At 36.8% G+C, this 17,099-nt stretch carries 11 protein-coding genes; all 11 read left to right on the forward strand.

Annotation, left to right across the window (positions count from 1 at the left end):
- The first annotated feature begins 1,081 nt into the window (after nucleotides 1-1,081).
- The 11 genes from secA (at nucleotide 1,082) to uvrB (ending at nucleotide 17,099) form a co-directional block, all read left to right on the forward strand.
- Nucleotides 1,082-3,592, forward strand: coding sequence for a preprotein translocase subunit SecA (gene secA, locus BN1066_RS13610; RefSeq protein WP_077320010.1), 2,511 nt, complete (start codon nucleotides 1,082-1,084; stop codon nucleotides 3,590-3,592).
- Nucleotides 3,593-3,706: 114 nt separating this feature from the next.
- Nucleotides 3,707-4,808, forward strand: a protein-coding gene (prfB, locus tag BN1066_RS13615; protein ID WP_143695832.1) for a peptide chain release factor 2 whose coding sequence is annotated in 2 segments (ribosomal slippage) — nucleotides 3,707-3,778 and nucleotides 3,780-4,808 — 1,101 coding nt in all. Because the reading frame shifts where the segments join, the coding sequence is not laid out codon by codon here.
- Between the two features lie 268 nt (nucleotides 4,809-5,076).
- Complete coding sequence (gene cccB, locus BN1066_RS13620; protein WP_077320012.1) at nucleotides 5,077-5,448, forward strand: cytochrome c551; 372 nt, start codon at nucleotides 5,077-5,079, stop codon at nucleotides 5,446-5,448.
- Between the two features lie 323 nt (nucleotides 5,449-5,771).
- Nucleotides 5,772-6,458, forward strand: coding sequence for a cell division ATP-binding protein FtsE (ftsE, locus tag BN1066_RS13625; RefSeq protein ID WP_077320013.1), 687 nt, complete (start codon nucleotides 5,772-5,774; stop codon nucleotides 6,456-6,458).
- Nucleotides 6,448-7,341, forward strand: coding sequence for a permease-like cell division protein FtsX (gene ftsX / locus BN1066_RS13630; RefSeq protein ID WP_077320014.1), 894 nt, complete (start codon nucleotides 6,448-6,450; stop codon nucleotides 7,339-7,341). Before ftsE ends, ftsX begins: the two co-directional genes overlap by 11 nt.
- 133 nt (nucleotides 7,342-7,474) lie before the next feature.
- Nucleotides 7,475-8,896: a murein hydrolase activator EnvC family protein gene (locus tag BN1066_RS13635; protein WP_077320015.1), complete on the forward strand. Its 1,422-nt coding sequence runs from the start codon at nucleotides 7,475-7,477 to the stop codon at nucleotides 8,894-8,896.
- Between the two features lie 473 nt (nucleotides 8,897-9,369).
- Entirely contained in the window at nucleotides 9,370-10,824 is a 1,455-nt protein-coding gene (locus BN1066_RS13640; protein ID WP_077320016.1) for a S41 family peptidase, read from the forward strand.
- A 682-nt stretch (nucleotides 10,825-11,506) separates the two neighbouring features.
- Entirely contained in the window at nucleotides 11,507-12,697 is a 1,191-nt protein-coding gene (locus BN1066_RS13645) for a PDZ domain-containing protein (protein ID WP_077320017.1), read from the forward strand.
- Nucleotides 12,698-13,007: 310 nt separating this feature from the next.
- Complete coding sequence (locus BN1066_RS13650; RefSeq protein ID WP_077321484.1) at nucleotides 13,008-13,562, forward strand: YkoP family protein; 555 nt, start codon at nucleotides 13,008-13,010, stop codon at nucleotides 13,560-13,562.
- A 20-nt stretch (nucleotides 13,563-13,582) separates the two neighbouring features.
- Nucleotides 13,583-14,728: an MGDG synthase family glycosyltransferase gene (locus tag BN1066_RS13655; protein ID WP_179104401.1), complete on the forward strand. Its 1,146-nt coding sequence runs from the start codon at nucleotides 13,583-13,585 to the stop codon at nucleotides 14,726-14,728.
- Nucleotides 14,729-15,116: 388 nt separating this feature from the next.
- A complete protein-coding gene (gene uvrB, locus BN1066_RS13660) occupies nucleotides 15,117-17,099 on the forward strand; it encodes an excinuclease ABC subunit UvrB (protein ID WP_077320019.1) in 1,983 nt (660 codons plus the stop codon).

The following is a 17,099-nucleotide window of genomic DNA, read 5'->3' on the forward strand; positions in this document are numbered from 1 at the left end:
CTTATAATGACGACTTTTAACACGAATCTTTTGAAAATTTCAATTAAAGTCAAATCATCATAACTATTTCCTCGCTTTATACAAACTTCCTAACTTATCCTCAAAGTTCCCTCTGATGAAAAAAGAGCGGTTCATCCCCTGACCGTTCTTTTTTCTACGTTTCTGAAAAATTATAAATAAGTGTTTTATACTATAGGAAAGGATAAAACTTTAGGCTTTATCCCGCATGTAAGGTGCCGTAAGACTCCCACTTCAAAATCTTGAGTTGATACAAAAGGTCTAAGTGGGAGAAAACGGCACCTAAATGCCCGATTCGTTCAACTAACATCCAGTAGGAGATGGAAGAAAACTCCTACTGAATGAAGGTTCATTTTATTTAATAGTTATGCGAATTAGCTTCTTATATGAAATAGCAGATATCAGCATAGAAATTAATTCAACTTATTCACTATAAAGAAAATAGTTTTTATCCAAAGATGTACCCACCATTTTTGCTTTTAAAATGTAGACAAGAAGAGGAAGGCTAATTGGAAGTTGTCATCTTTATTTAGAAAGTGTTATGATTAATAATGGCTGATAATAACAAAAAATAAAACATACCGTTTAAAAGGAAAAGCTTTTTATTATAGAAAAGAGTGAATGTTAATGCAGTACATGAAATATGTGAGGGCAACTTATCTTAGCATGACTTTTCCCTTTTACAACGGTAACTCTTTTAGGTTTTGTGATAAAAACGTAAAATGAAAGGATTAGCTGCTCGAAAAAATGAGTACACATAAACGTAATAATTTATTTTACTATAGGAAAGTTTAAAATTTTAGGTTTATCCCGCATGTAAGGTGCCGTAAGATTCCCACTTCAAGATCCTTTAGTTTGATACAAAGAGTCAAGTGGGAGAAAACCCGATTGGTTCAAGGGCCTTTAGGTCCTACCCTTGTGGTACGAACATTCAGTAGGAGAAGGAAGAAAACTCCTACTGAATGAAGTTTCACTTTATAGTATAAGAAAAACTACAGCTTTCGCTAAAGACTTGGCGACAAGCCCGGTTTTTCTAATTGATAAATGTAGAGGTGCATGAATAATGGCTGGAATATTACAGAAAATTTTTGGCGATGGTAATCAACGACAATTGAAACGATTGCAGAAGATCGTTGATAATATTGAAGCATTAGAGTCGGAATATGAAAAACTCCCTGATCAAGAACTACAAAACAAAACAGAAGAATTTAAAACAAGATACGAAGATGGCGAATCACTTGATGATCTGCTTGTTGAAGCTTATGCAGTTGTTCGTGAAGGATCTAAGCGTGTATTAGGTATGCGTCCCTTCCAAACGCAGTTAATGGGAGCAATTGCTCTTCATGAAGGTAATATTGCAGAAATGAAAACTGGTGAAGGGAAAACATTAGCATCCACTATGCCTGCTTATTTAAATGCAATTTCTGGAAAAGGAGTTCATATTATAACTGTTAACGATTATTTGGCTAGCCGTGATGCTAAAGAAATGGGTGTTCTCTATGAATTTCTTGGATTAACAGTCGGTCTTAATGGTAATGGGTTGTCAAAGGAAGAAAAGCGTGAAGCATATCAATGCGATATTACGTATGGGACGAATAATGAGTTTGGTTTTGACTATTTACGAGATAATATGGTTCTATATAAGGAACAAATGGTACAGCGTTCTCTAAACTTTGCCATTATCGATGAGGTGGATTCCATTTTAATTGATGAGGCGAGAACACCATTAATTATTTCCGGATCTGCTAAAAAATCAGCTAATTTATATCAGCAAGCAAACGCCTTTGTAAATACACTCTCGAAAGATGATTACTCCTATGATGAAAAGACAAAAGGAGTACAGCTTACCGAAGAAGGAATTAACAAGGCTGAACGTTATTTTGCTGTTGAAAACTTGTTCGATTTAAAGCATGTTTCGTTAACACACCATATAAATCAAGCACTAAAAGCACATGTTTCGATGCATCGGGATGATGACTATGTCGTGGAAGATGGTGAAGTAATTATTGTCGACCAATTTACAGGTCGTTTAATGAAAGGACGTCGATATAGCGATGGACTACATCAAGCTATCGAAGCAAAAGAGGGACTGCAAATTCAAAATGAAAGTATGACATTAGCCTCCATTACTTTTCAAAACTTCTTCCGTATGTATAACAAGCTTGCTGGGATGACCGGTACTGCGAAAACGGAGGAAGAGGAGTTTAGGAATATATATAATATGGATGTTATTGCAATTCCAACGAACAAACCAGTTATTCGAGAAGACAAGCCCGATTTAATATATAAAACAATGGAAGGCAAATTTAAAGCAGTCATTGAAGAGATTAAACGGAGACATGAAACCGGGCAGCCTGTACTAGTTGGTACAGTTGCTGTTGAGACATCTGAGTTGATTTCTAAAATGTTAAAAAGAGCCGGCATCAAGCATGAAGTACTGAATGCGAAAAACCATTTTCGTGAGGCAGAGATTATAGAGAATGCTGGTCAACGCGGTTCAGTAACCATCGCTACAAATATGGCCGGACGTGGTACTGATATTAAACTAGGAGAAGGTGTTGTTGAACTAGGTGGACTTGCTGTTATTGGCACGGAGCGTCATGAATCACGAAGAATTGACAATCAGTTGCGAGGTCGTTCAGGTCGACAAGGAGATCCTGGAGTGTCTCAATTTTATTTGTCCATGGAAGATGAATTAATGCGTCGATTTGGTTCGGATAACTTACGCTCTATGATGGATCGTTTAGGAATGGATGATTCTCAGCCGATTGAAAGTAAGATGGTTTCCCGTGCTGTGGAATCTGCCCAAAAGCGTGTAGAAGGAAATAACTTTGACGCACGTAAAACGGTTCTTGCCTATGATGATGTATTACGAGAACAGCGTGAAATTATTTATAAGCAGCGCTTTGAAGTCATTGAAGCTGATGATGAGCTTCGAGAAATTGTTGAAAATATGATTTTATCTACAGTGGAGCGAGTTGTTACTGCTCATACACAAGATGATGACGAGGACAATTGGGATTATCCGTCCATCGTTGAATTCGTTCAAGGAAATTTGTTGAATGCAGATCAAGTTACAGAAGATGATCTGAAGGGCAAAGATCAAGAAGAAATTATCGAGTGGATTATGGACAAAGTAAAAGCTCGCTACGATGAAAAAGAACAAGAGCTAACAAAAGAACAGATGCGTGAATTTGAAAAGGTTATTGTGTTACGTACGGTTGATACGAAATGGATGGATCATATTGACCAGATGGATCAGCTTCGCCAAGGTATCCATTTGCGAGCATATGGACAAAACGATCCGCTTCGTGAATATCAGTTAGAAGGCTTTGCAATGTTCGAGGAAATGATTAAGAGCATTGAAGAAGAAGTTTCCAAATATATTATGAAAGCAGAAATCCGCGATAATTTACAGCGACAAGAAGTTGTTAAAAATACACAAGCTATTTCTGGTGGACAAGAAGAGAAAAAGAAAACACGCAAACCATTTGTAAAAAAACAAGATATCGGTAGAAATGATCCTTGCCCATGTGGAAGTGGGAAAAAATATAAAAATTGTCACGGTAGATAATAAGTAAAAGCACTCCCATTTTTTGGATGGGGAGTGCTTTCCTTCCGCTTTCTGATAAAATGCACATGGGTTTAACAAAATAAAAATCAGTAGACAATGTTTGAGGTGATTGCATTGGAATTAGTTGAAATTAAAAATGAATTAGATAAGATGCGTAATCGAATTAATGATTTTAGGGGGTCTCTTTGACTTAGAAGCCAAAACAGCCCGGATTAAGGAATTAGAACTGCAAATGACTGCTCCTGGTTTTTGGGATGACCAAGATAAAGCACAACAGATTATTAATGAAGTAAACCATTTAAAAGAGTATGTGAACAGCTTTTCTGAACTAGAGACAGAGCATGATAATTTAGTAGTTTCTTATGAGCTTGTGAAGGAAGAAAATGATCAGGAATTATTTGACGAATTAATTGAAGAACTTCAGCAATTACGAAAAAAACTGAATGATTTTGAATTACAAATTTTATTAAGCGAACCGTATGATCAGAATAATGCAATTTTGGAGCTTCATCCAGGAGCTGGTGGTACGGAGTCTCAGGATTGGGGCAGCATGTTATTAAGAATGTATCAGCGCTGGGCAGAGAAGAAAAATTTCCAAGTAGAGACAATCCACTATTTAGCTGGTGATGAAGCTGGAATAAAGAGTGTAACATTGCTTATTAAAGGACATAATGCGTATGGTTATTTGAAAGCAGAAAAAGGTGTCCATCGATTGGTTCGCATATCGCCATTCGATTCTTCCGGAAGACGTCATACATCATTTGTCTCTTGTGATGTTACCCCTGAATTTAACGATGATGTGGACATTGAAGTAAAACCAGAGGATATTAAAATCGATACGTATCGGGCTAGCGGAGCAGGTGGTCAACACGTAAATACCACAGATTCTGCTGTTCGAATTACCCATATTCCGACCAATATTATAGTGACATGTCAGAATGAACGTTCACAAATAAAAAACCGCGAATCAGCCATGAAAATGTTAAAGTCAAAATTATACCAACTAGAAATTGAAAAACAACGGCAAGAGTTAGCCGAGATTCGTGGTGAACAGAAAGAAATCGGCTGGGGCAGCCAAATTCGTTCTTACGTATTCCATCCATATTCGATGGTAAAGGATCATCGTACCAATTTAGAAATTGGTAATACACAATCCGTAATGGATGGTGATATTGACCCATTTATCGATGCTTACTTACGTCAGCAAGTAAATTAAAATGGAGGATAGATCTCCACTTTATGTCTAACGTGGTTCTCCTTCTAAAAAATCATTGAAAATGTATATCTCGGTAACAAAAGGTATGTTTGTAATGAATATAAATTATTTCATAAATTAGTCATAATTAGCTTCTGACATTGATATGACTGCTTCAGCCATCAACCAGTAGCAATATTTGGTAACTGAAAGAGTTTTAAAAGCTATAGAATCAGTTATAATAGAGTTGATGAACTATTAATCAATTTTCTGTTAGGGGGATGAAGCTATGAAAAAGTGGCTATTAGCAATGCTTTTTGGCTCGACATTAGTGCTAGGTGCATGTGGGGGCGGCAATGATGACGATGCATCAAAAGAGCCAGCTGATAAAGGAGATGCTAATACGGAAGAATCTGCTGAAAAAGAAGGCGGTGCTGTAGATACTGCTTCTGCTGAAAAAGTGTATGAAAGTAACTGTGCAAGCTGTCACGGCGCAGATTTATCTGGAGCGAATGGTCCAGATTTAACGAAGGTTGGTTCAAAGCTTTCTTCTGATGAAATTGCTGACATTATTGAAAACGGCCAAGGAAGTATGCCTCCAGGTATGGCAGAAGGTGACGACGTTCAGCTACTTGCAAGCTGGTTGGCTGAAAAGAAATAATTGTAAATGAAAACAAAACCTGCTTGATGGTTGTGAAATCATGAAGCAGGTTTTTTTATACTATAGAAAACTAAAAAACTTTAGTAAATTTATTTGAAAATTCGTATATTTGAATAATGGGAATAGGTAAATATACCCTTGACATTACTAAATATAACAAAGTATTACGTAAAACACCGACTTTTGAAATGTAAATGTAATAATTTTATGTCTAAAAATCGTGGCGAAAGATGTTATAATAGGGTTTGAAACTAATAAGGTTAATTATATTAATAGAAACTACAACGAAGAATCAACAACTAATAGATAAAGGTGATTTTACGATGATACAGATGAAAGATGTACATAAAGTATATGATAACGGTGTTACGGCATTAAGTGGCATAAACATAGATATTAAACGCGGTGAATTTGTTTACATAGTTGGACCAAGCGGTGCAGGAAAATCTACTTTTATCAGGTTGATATTTAGAGAAGTAAAACCAACGCAAGGGACTATTTATGTGAACTCTGTAAATATTAATGAGCTAAAAGAAAAGAAAGTTCCGTTTCTTCGCAGGGATGTCGGAGTTGTTTATCAGGATTTTAAACTATTGCCTAAACTAACAGTCTATGAAAATGTTGCGTTTGCAATGGAAGTTATTGAGTCCCCACCGACTATTATTCGAACTAGAGTGATGGAGGTTCTGGATCAAGTAGGTCTAAAACATAAGGCGAGATCGTTTCCTGATGAATTGTCCGGTGGAGAACAGCAACGTGTATCTATTGCCAGAGCGATTGTTAATCATCCAAAGATTGTAATTGCTGATGAGCCAACAGGAAATCTAGACCCAGAAACGTCATGGGGGATTATGAGAATATTGCAAGAAATAAATGATAGAGGTACAACGGTTATTATGGCAACACATAGTAAAGAAATTGTTAATACATTTAAAAACCGAGTAGTCGCAATAGAGGGCGGAGTAATTGTTAGAGATGAACAACGAGGTGATTACGGCTATGAAGTTTAGAACATTAGTGCGTCATTTACGCGAAGGAATTAAAAGTATTGGCCGTAATGGCTGGATGACAGTAGCTTCTATAGGTGCTGTTACAACAACATTGATTTTAGTAGCTGTTTTTTTGGCGGTAATGCTTAATTTGAATCAAATGGCTGACAATATTGAAAATGATGTTCAAATCGATGTAATGATTGAACCAACCGCTGGGCAAGAAGATATTCAAAATTTGGGAAAAGCGATTCAGCAAATTGCTGGGGTAGAATCGGCGGTGTTCTCTTCTAAAGACGATGAGTTGAAAAAATTAATTAACAGCATGGGCGAAGATGGAGAAGCCTGGGAAATGTTTGAACAGGATAACCCGTTAAATCACGTATATATTGTCAAAACCAATGACCCTAAAGACACTGTTGCCGTAGCGAAGAAGCTTGAGGGAATGGATAATGTCCAGAAGGTTGTTTACGGTCAAGGGGTCGTGGAAAGGCTGTTTGAATTTAATAAATATGCAAGAACGGTTGGGCTAGTTTTAATTATAGGATTAATATTTACAGCCATTTTCCTGATTTCTAACACGATAAAAATAACGATTATGGCTCGTAGTAAAGAAATTGGCATTATGAAACTAGTAGGAGCGACCAATGGCTTTATTCGATGGCCATTTTTGGTGGAAGGCCTCCTTCTCGGTGTACTGGGGTCGATTATACCGATCCTCGTAGTCCTGACCGGATATTACTATTTGGAAAATGTCGTTAGTAAGCAAATACGTTATAAATTTGTCGAATTCTTGCCTTATACTCCGTTTGCATTTCAGCTCTCGCTAATTATATTAGCAATTGGAGCAGTTATTGGTGTTTGGGGAAGTGTGATGAGTGTTCGTAAATACTTAAAGGTATGAGTTGTTTCCTGCGAACACATAAAAACTTCGCTATTTGAGGTTAAGTTGTTAATCAAAAAAAATGAGTAGAGATGGCTAACCTCTCTACTCATAAAAATAGATTTATATAACAAGAGGAAGGGGAAGGAATATAATGAAAAAGTTTCCAGTATTATTATCAACTATGTTAGCAGCTTCTACGATAACTTTATCTACGACTTCTATATCCGCTGAGACAACGAATGACCTCAATAAGAAGATTAATGAGCTCGAACAGCAACAAAAAGAGCTGGAAAATAAAAGAAGTAATCTTCAAGGTGACTCTGATAAAACAGATAAAAAAATTAAAGCTAATCTCAATGAGCAAAACTCTGTAGAAACGGATATGAATTCGCTAGATAAAGAGCTTGAAACTACGTTGGAAGAAATTAAAACGAAAGAATCCAAGATTGATGAAACAAATAAACAAATGGAACAATTAACAGCTCAAATCGAAAAATTAAAAAATGAAATAGTTGTTTTACAGGAACGGATAAAAAAACGCGAAGCAATGTTAAAAGATCGGTTGCGTAATATTCAAGAGAACGGCGGAGAAATGAAATACATAGAAGTAATTTTAGGATCGAAAAGCTTTGGAGATTTCATCAGTCGTTCCACGGCTGTAAATACAATTATGGATCAAGATAAATCAATTATGGAACAGCATACGGCAGATAAGGTTGCCGTAGAAAAAAATAAAGTAGACGTAGAGAACAAAAAAGGTGAAGTTGAGCAGAAAAAGCGCTCATTACAAGGGCAAAAACAAGAACTAGTTGCATTAAAAGGAAAATTAAGTGACCAGTTGTCAGAAAAAGAAACATTGATGGCTAGTCTACAAGATGAACAAAAAGAATTAGAACAATACAAAGTAAGTGTTGAAAAAGAGCAGGAAATTCTAGCTAACCAAGCTGCTGCAGCTGAAAAAGCAAAACAACTTGCGCAAGCGCAAAAAAGTGAATTAGAACAATTAGCAAAACAAAAAGCAGAGCAGCAACAAACGAAGCGATCAAGTGGTGCAGCAAAATCATCAGGTGGAAGCTCATCATCCAACGGCGGATCATCATCTTCCGCTGGTTCAAGTCCGAGTGTTTCAGCGCCTGATTCCAGTTCAACACCTTCAAAGACTGGTTCAGGCCTGAGTTACCCAGTTTCAGCTGGTATTACTTCTGGTTATGGTCATCGCTGGGGAGAATTGCATGCAGGGATTGACTTTGGTGTGCCAATTGGAACGCCAGTACGAACTGCAGCCCCGGGTGTTGTCATTCAAACAAATACAGATGGACAACCTGGTATGTCTGGATATGGCAATGTTGTATTAGTTTCCCACTATATTAATGGAACTTCTTATACAACACTGTATGCTCACTTAGATAGTATTAATGTAAGCCAGGGGCAGACAGTGAGCGCTGGTCAAGTTATTGGCAGCTCTGGTAATACCGGTCAATCTACTGGTCCACATTTGCATTTTGAAGTACATCGCGGTGGCTGGAATGCAGCAAAAAGTAATTCTATTGACCCTTTAAGTATGTTGAACTAAATGAATAATAAGAAAAACATCAAGTCAAATTCAATTTGACTTGATGTTTTTTCTATAGGAACCTGTATAATTATATAATAAGGTAAGTAAAAATTATAGTCATAAATAAATGTTCGTGTTATGCTTTTCTTATGCGTTTCAAAAGTTAAACGAACTTTTTTAGCTTTAACTGGGGAATCGTGTTACAGTGATATATATTAAATATTGGCTTTCTAAAAGATTTTATATAACGTTGATTACGGAAGTTTCATTTTCTGAGTAATCTATGAGGTAAGTAAGGAAGTCGGTTATGTTCTGGAAGTTAAAAGCTTTTTTAAAATTGTTCTGTACGGATCGTGAAAGTTCTAGTGTCAATCAAGTTGCAAATGGAATGTGTCGATAATTAAGAATAACTGTTACATTTTTATGATAGGCTACATGAACTAGTAGATGTGGATCACGAATTAAAATGTTAAAATAGTTGAGGTGAAATAATGAAATTAAGAAAGCTACATATTGCATTACTTCTTATCGTAGCGTTAGTACTTGGTCTGGTTGGTGGATATGTTGGAGTGAAGTTAGCACAGACAAAAACACCACAAATGAAACAATCTGCCAGTCTGGTTGAGGAAACAAATGATTCTGATACGAATCGTTCAACAAATGTAGAGAAAATAGATCAAGCGTTTCAATTAATTAAAGAAAATTACTTGGAAGATGTAGAAGATAAGCAATTGATAGAAGGAGCCATTCAGGGAATGCTTGCTACGTTAAAAGATCCATATAGCGCTTATATGGATGCGGAAACAATGAAACAGTTCAACGAACAAATCGAGTCTTCCTTTGAAGGGATTGGCGCCGAAATTAACAAAATAGACGATGTATTAACGATTGTTGCACCAATAAAAGACTCACCAGCAGAAAAATCAGGTTTGCGACCAAATGACCAAGTTCTCGAAGTGGATGGTAAAAGCATTGAAGGATTAAGTCAAAATGAAGCAGTAGCTAAAATTCGTGGAGAAAAAGGTTCTAAAGTAAAGCTGAAAATACGTCGTCCGGGAGTTAAAGACACTTTTAATGTAACTATTGTAAGAGATACGATTCCGCTTGAAACTGTTTATAGTAAAACAGAAACGATCAATGGCAAAAAAACAGGCATACTAGAAGTTACTAACTTCTCTGAACATACTGCTGAAGAATTTAATGAACAGCTGCAAACGATGGAAAAGGATGGAATTGAAGGCTTGGTTATCGATGTTCGGGGCAATCCAGGTGGACTACTAAATGTAGTAGAAGATATGTTAAAACAATTTGTTCCAAAAGACATGCCTTATTTGCAAGTAGAGGATCAAGACGGTAAAAAGACTCCATATTATTCAGACTTGAAAAAGAAAAAAGAATATCCGATTAGTGTTATTATTGATGAAGGAAGTGCTTCTGCTTCGGAAATTTTAGCAGTCGCATTGAAAGAAATGGATTATGACATTGTTGGACAGCCGAGCTTTGGAAAAGGAACGATTCAACAAGCTGTACCATTAGGCGACGACAGCACTATCAAATTAACACTGTTTAAATGGCTCTCACCTAAGGGAAATTGGATCCACGAAAAAGGTGTGAAGCCGACAGTAGAAGTAAAACAGCCTGAATATTATTATACAAGTCCGGTTCAAATTGAGGAACCATTGACGGAAGATCAAACTGACGATAAAATAAAAAATATACAAATTATGTTAGAGGGCTTAGATTACAAGACCGGTAGAACAGATGGCTATTTTAATTCACAAACCAAAGAAGCTGTAAAGCAGTTTCAAACAGATAATGGCTTAACAGCTACTGGCAAGATTGATGAAAAAACAGCAAAGTCAATTGAGACGAAGATCATCGATAGGATTCGAAATGGTAAAGATGATCAACAACTGGAAAAAGCGTTAAAGGAACTATACCGTTAAATAAAAGAAAAGATGATAAATGTTGGTTGTAATCCGCGGGTAATTATCTCGCGGATTTTTCCCGAATAGGTTTAAGACAAGCCAGCAGCAATTCAGATTTCGGATAAGAAAGATGTAATGATACATTAGAACAATAGCGTAGGCGTTCGTTTAGCGATATACATACTGGAGAACTTAAAGTAAAACTTTATTTAAGGAATGCTCTTGTCCTTGAAAAACTGTGAAGTTTCGCTTCTGTAGTCTTGCTTGTCTTGAAAAATTGCGAAGTATCGCTGTCGTAGTTGTCTCTTATCCTTGAAAAAGGAGAGCACTTTTTCTGCATGCGGTGTATAGTTGTCATAGCAACTCTGTCCTGTCGACCAAAACGAATCGGAGTTTAGGGGCCGTTTCTTCCCTAAATTCACAACATAATAAGCTTTTTTGCAAATGTGAGAAATATGCCTCTAAACAGGGATATGCCGACTCCTGAGCGGCAAGAACACTTTTAGTTGGCCTTCCTTTAGATTAGAGCCGATGTTGACTTATCGTAGCGTAGGAAGAAAATCGAATTTTGTTAGTTGTTGAGCTCATAAGCGAGGCGAAGCTATTTTAAAAAAACATTCGCCATTGAAGAATCGGATCTAGTTTCCTAAATGGAAATAAAATTGCACTAAGGAAAAATGTAGCAATGAGGTGATCAGAGATGTGGGAAGCATGGCTAGTTGAAAGCGCAAAAGGAATAGGACGATTATTTTTAACCCCGTTATTATATTGGGCTGTTTTACTAGTTCTTTTGGCTGGAGCAAAAAGAATTAAGAGCGAAAGACTGGATTTTGGCATTAAAATTTATGATTTGTTCTCTGAGTGGAAGCATACGTTGTTGCCCGCTGTGCTGATGGGTTTGGCACTTTCAGCTTTTACAGTTGGTGTCGGAGTTGTTCTTACCGTTCCTGCTATTTTGCTTCTTAGTATCATTACAATCCTTGTTAGTATGAATGGCAAGTTCTCATTCCTTTCAGCAAGTTATACATTAGGAATAACTTATCTATTCCTGTTATTTCTTCCAGAGTTGGCAAAACAACTTCCTTTTTTACAGTCTGAATGGATTGGGGATATAAATCTTTCTGGTTTAGTAAGCTTATTAGCTTTATTATTATTTGCTGAAAGTTTGCTTCTATTTAGAGCACGAAATGATATTAGTTATCCAGAATTAAGTCTAGGACATCGTGGTGGTTGGATCGGTCAACATCGCTTGAAAAAAATGACTGTCCTTCCTTTTTTTACACTCCTACCCACTGGTTCAATCACATCATTTGCTGATTATTGGCCATACTTTACAATTGGTGGAGAGGAATATAGTTTGATACTTATTCCATTTGTGCTAGGTTTTGAACAGGTAGTTAGGGGGCAGGACCCAAAAATAGCAGCTGTAAAGATAGCTCGTTCTACATTGCTTCTAAGTATTTTAGTTGGCTTATTTGCATGCTTAAGTATTTATTATTCTTGGGCTTCTCTTATCGGAGTTGTCGTTGCTGTTGTCGGTAGAGAGCTTATTAATTATCTTCATCGTATGAAAGACGAAGCCAAGTCCGGCTTTTTTCAATCAACGGATCAAGCATTAAAGATACTTGTTGTGCTACCAAATTCGCCTGCTGACCGTATGGAAATAGAAGCAGGTGAATGGATAACAAAGGTAAATGGCAGAAAAGTTAATAGCATGGCGCAATTTTATGAGGCATTGCAAACAAATGGAGCTTTTTTTAAATTAGAAGTCATTAATAAAGCTGGAGAGGTGCGTATACTTCAGGGGGCTTGGTATGAAGGGGATCACCATGGATTAGGAATTCTATGCACCAGTACACCGCATTATAAAGAAAAACATAACATTGTTTGAAATAGTAACATAATTTAACCTGACTTTGAGATGATAAAAAATCTAAAAAGGCAGGTTTTTCTAATACGTTAAAAAGGGGATGTACTTAAGAGGTAATTTCAATGTCGTAAAAACGATAAGAAAAATTAACAGTTTCTAAATCCAAGGGGTGATCGATTAACAGGATGGAATTCTGTTTTGATTGAGAAACTAACCCAAACAAAGATGACTTTCTCTTTTCGTTAACAATCTCCAAGAACTTCCTTTAATAATTTGAACTATTTATATACAAACTAATCGTAAGTAAAGTTTTGGAGTGTTAATCATGTTAATAAAGAGCTGTTTGTTAAGCTTTTGGACAAGGATCGATCCTATTTATTTTGCCTGTTCCAGATTAACCTATATTGTTGACCCCAATCAAAACCGAACCGTGTTACGGGCGAGATTGACGAAATATAAAGGAGCAACTGTAGTACTATCTGATGGAACCGTGCTACAAAAAAATGATGTCCTACTTAAAATACATCTGCACAACGTAAAACTGTTAAAAGAATTATCTACCGTTACCAACGATATAAAACGTGCTGTATTCATTTATCATATTATTAAGCAAGCAATGCCCAGCTTAGCAATGTATATTCAATCACACCCAAGCAGTGAAAAAGTAAAGGGTGTTATTGGTATAACCAATTTATCAAGAGGAACAGAGCGTCTCGGTTTTGAAAAAGCTCCATTGAAAAATGCGCTTTATCGATTTTTTAAACAGGTGACTTTACTCCCAATTAATTCGTTTACGGGAACTAAAAAAATCAATCCTGTATATTTGTTCATGTCAAAAAGGAAACTATTAACTATATATGCAAGAGAAGCATCCATAAAACTATAGAGAATAGGATGGAACAATCAATGAATCGTAGCCAACAAGTAGATGCCTTGTTTTTCCCCTTTCTACAAATTCCAAGCGGGCACCATCATGTTGCTGATGCCTTAATAGCAGAATATAAGCAAGTTTATCCAACAAAATCTGTAGAAAAAATAGATATACTCGCTTATGGCTATGGAAATATTGAAAAACTCGTATCTTCTATTTATCTTAAATGGATTACTCATTTTCCCAACCTGTATGATCGGTTGTATTCCCAACTGGCCTATAAGCAACCACTGAAACGAACAAGACAACGGCATTATGAATTAATTTTTCGTTCAGTTGTGAAGAAGTTAATGAAGGAAGCCCAACCGGAGATGATTTTTTTTACCCATGCATTACCTTCCAATATAGTTAGCGTATTGAAACAAGAAGGAATAGTAACTGCGACGACAGTCAATGTTTACACGGATTTTTTTATAAATTGTCTATGGGGAATTAATGGAATTGATTATCATTTTGTTCCATCAATTGCGATGAAAGATGTTTTAATACGTCTGGGAGTAAAGGAAAAAAATATCTTTATTACAGGTATTCCGATTCATCCAGCTCTTTCAAAAAACGATTTTGTAGCTGAGGAGAAACGGAGAATTAAGCTGCTAATTAGTGGTGGCAGTTTAGGAACCGGGGGTATTCAGCATTTATTATCATCTGTACATTTGTCAAGGCTGGAGCATGTATATGTATTATGTGGAAAGAATCATGAACTATATAACCAGCTTATCTCAGCTAACTGTGCTAACATTACTCCATTAACGTATATAAGTTCAAAAAAGCAAATTAATCATTTATATGAACAGGTAGATGCTGTTGTTACGAAGCCCGGTGGAGTGACGATCAGTGAATCCCTAATGAAAGGCAAGCCAATCTTTGTTTGTGATGCATTACCAGGACAAGAACGAATTAATTTACAGGAGCTAACTCGTTTATGTTTAGTTCAACAACTTGATAAAAGGAAGTCGTTTGAACAGCAAATTTTCGATTTTTTTGTTAATATAGATAGACAACAACAGTTTCACCAGCATCTGGATGCATATTTCCACGTTATGGATAAAGAATCCATTACGAGCATTATAAAACGAATAAGCCAACACACGATCGATAATCGAAGTCGGGAAATTAATTAAATAAAATTATAGAGCTATGAGCACGATTCAGTGCTGATAGTTTTTTACTGTTTAGGACAACTATATCCGTTTTACATGATGGATAACTTTTAGAAAAGCATCTTCTTCTAGCACAAGCCTTCGTGCAGCTAGCAACCTTCGATCTCCTTCCTATCATTTTAACATCGGCTCGAATCTAAAGGAAAGCCGACTAAAAACGGGTTTGCTGTTCAGGCGTCGGTATCCCCTTGTTTTTAGAGGCATGTTTTCTTTATCTCGACGTATTTTCCATTGCCAATTTCTTTATTTCACCTAAAAATAAACGAATATTTGTTCGTTTTTCTGTTAAAATGAACAAGTTTTATGGTAGAATAAAAAATAGTTAACGACGGATCGGAGGAGAAAACTAGTGCAGAATCAGTTTGAACTAGTGGCCAACTATGAACCAAGAGGAGATCAACCTCAAGCAATTAAAGAAATCGTGGAACGGGTAAAGGCTGGCCAGAGGCATCAAACATTGTTGGGTGCCACGGGTACAGGAAAAACCTTTACCATGTCCAATGTCATAAAGGAATTAAACCGGCCAACGTTAGTGATTGCTCATAATAAAACATTAGCTGGCCAGTTATACAGTGAGTTTAAAGAGTTTTTTCCTAATAATGCGGTAGAGTACTTTGTTAGCTATTATGATTACTATCAACCAGAGGCATATGTACCTTCTACCGATACATTTATTGAAAAAGATGCAAGTATCAATGATGAAATAGATAAGCTCAGACACTCGGCTACCTCCGCGTTGTTTGAACGGAGAGATGTGCTTATCGTTGCAAGTGTGTCTTGTATTTACGGGTTAGGTTCGCCCGAGGAATATAAAAGTCAAGTGCTGTCTATTCGAGCTGGCATGGAAAAAGACCGTGATCAATTGTTACGTGAGCTTGTAAGTATTCAATACGCACGCAATGATATTGATTTTCAGCGTGGAACGTTTCGAGTACGGGGCGATTCCGTAGAAATTATTCCGGCATCCAAAGAAGAACATTGTATTCGGATTGAGTTTTTTGGTGATGAGGTGGATCGCATTCGTGAAGTTGATGCACTAACTGGAGAAATAATTGGCGACAGAGAGCATGTCGCTGTTTTCCCGGCGTCCCACTTCGTAACTAGAGAGGAAAAGATGAAGCTTGCGATTAAAAATATTGAAAAGGAACTGGAGGAACGGCTAAAAGAACTCCGAGATCAAGGAAAGTTGCTTGAAGCACAGCGTCTGGAACAACGTACGAATTATGATTTAGAAATGATGAATGAGATGGGTTTTTGTTCAGGTATTGAAAATTACTCGCGCCATCTCACGTTGCGTGAACCAGGTTCGACACCATATACATTGCTCGATTATTTTCCCGATGATTTTCTAGTTTTTATCGATGAATCACATGTTACATTGCCACAGATTCGTGGAATGTATAATGGGGACCAAGCTCGTAAACAAGTGTTAGTTGACCATGGATTTAGACTGCCATCTGCGTTAGATAACCGGCCATTACGTTTTGAGGAGTTTGAAAAAGCGACGAATCAGCTCGTGTACGTTTCTGCTACCCCAGGTCCATATGAATTGGAACATTCGCCTGTAATGACAGAACAGATCATTCGTCCAACGGGATTATTAGATCCAATTGTCGAGGTACGTCCAATCGAAGGACAAATTGATGATTTAATTGGCGAAATTCATAAGCGTACAGAGAAAAATGAGCGTGTGCTTGTAACTACCTTGACGAAGAAAATGTCTGAAGATCTCACCGATTATTTAAAAGAGATTGGAATCAAAGTTGCTTATTTGCATTCAGAAATTAAGACATTAGAACGAATCGAGTTAATTCGTGATTTGCGGATTGGCAAATATGATGTACTTGTTGGCATAAATTTATTACGTGAAGGTCTAGATATTCCAGAAGTTTCGTTAGTTGCTATTTTGGATGCAGATAAGGAAGGATTCCTGCGTTCAGAACGATCTCTGATTCAGACGATGGGACGAGCAGCTCGTAATGAAAATGGCATGGTTATCATGTATGCAGATAGAATAACAAATTCGATGCGAGTGGCTATTGATGAGACAAATCGACGCCGTGAAAAGCAGAAGGAACATAATAAAAAGCATCATATCACACCAACTACAATTAAAAAGGAAGTAAGAGATGTTATACGAGCAACTGTTGCCGCAGAAGAACAAGAAAGTTATGAAACTACAACGAAAAGCATTAGTAATTTAACTAAGAAAAATAAAGAAAAAGTAATTGCCGACATGGAAAAAGAAATGAAGGAAGCCGCTAAAGCGCTGGACTTTGAAAAAGCGGCAGAGCTTCGTGATATTATACTTGAATTAAAAGCAGGAAGGTGA

Origin of the sequence: Virgibacillus proomii, assembly GCF_900162615.1 — a bacterium.
GTDB classification, from domain to species: Bacteria; Bacillota; Bacilli; order Bacillales; family Amphibacillaceae; genus Virgibacillus; species Virgibacillus proomii.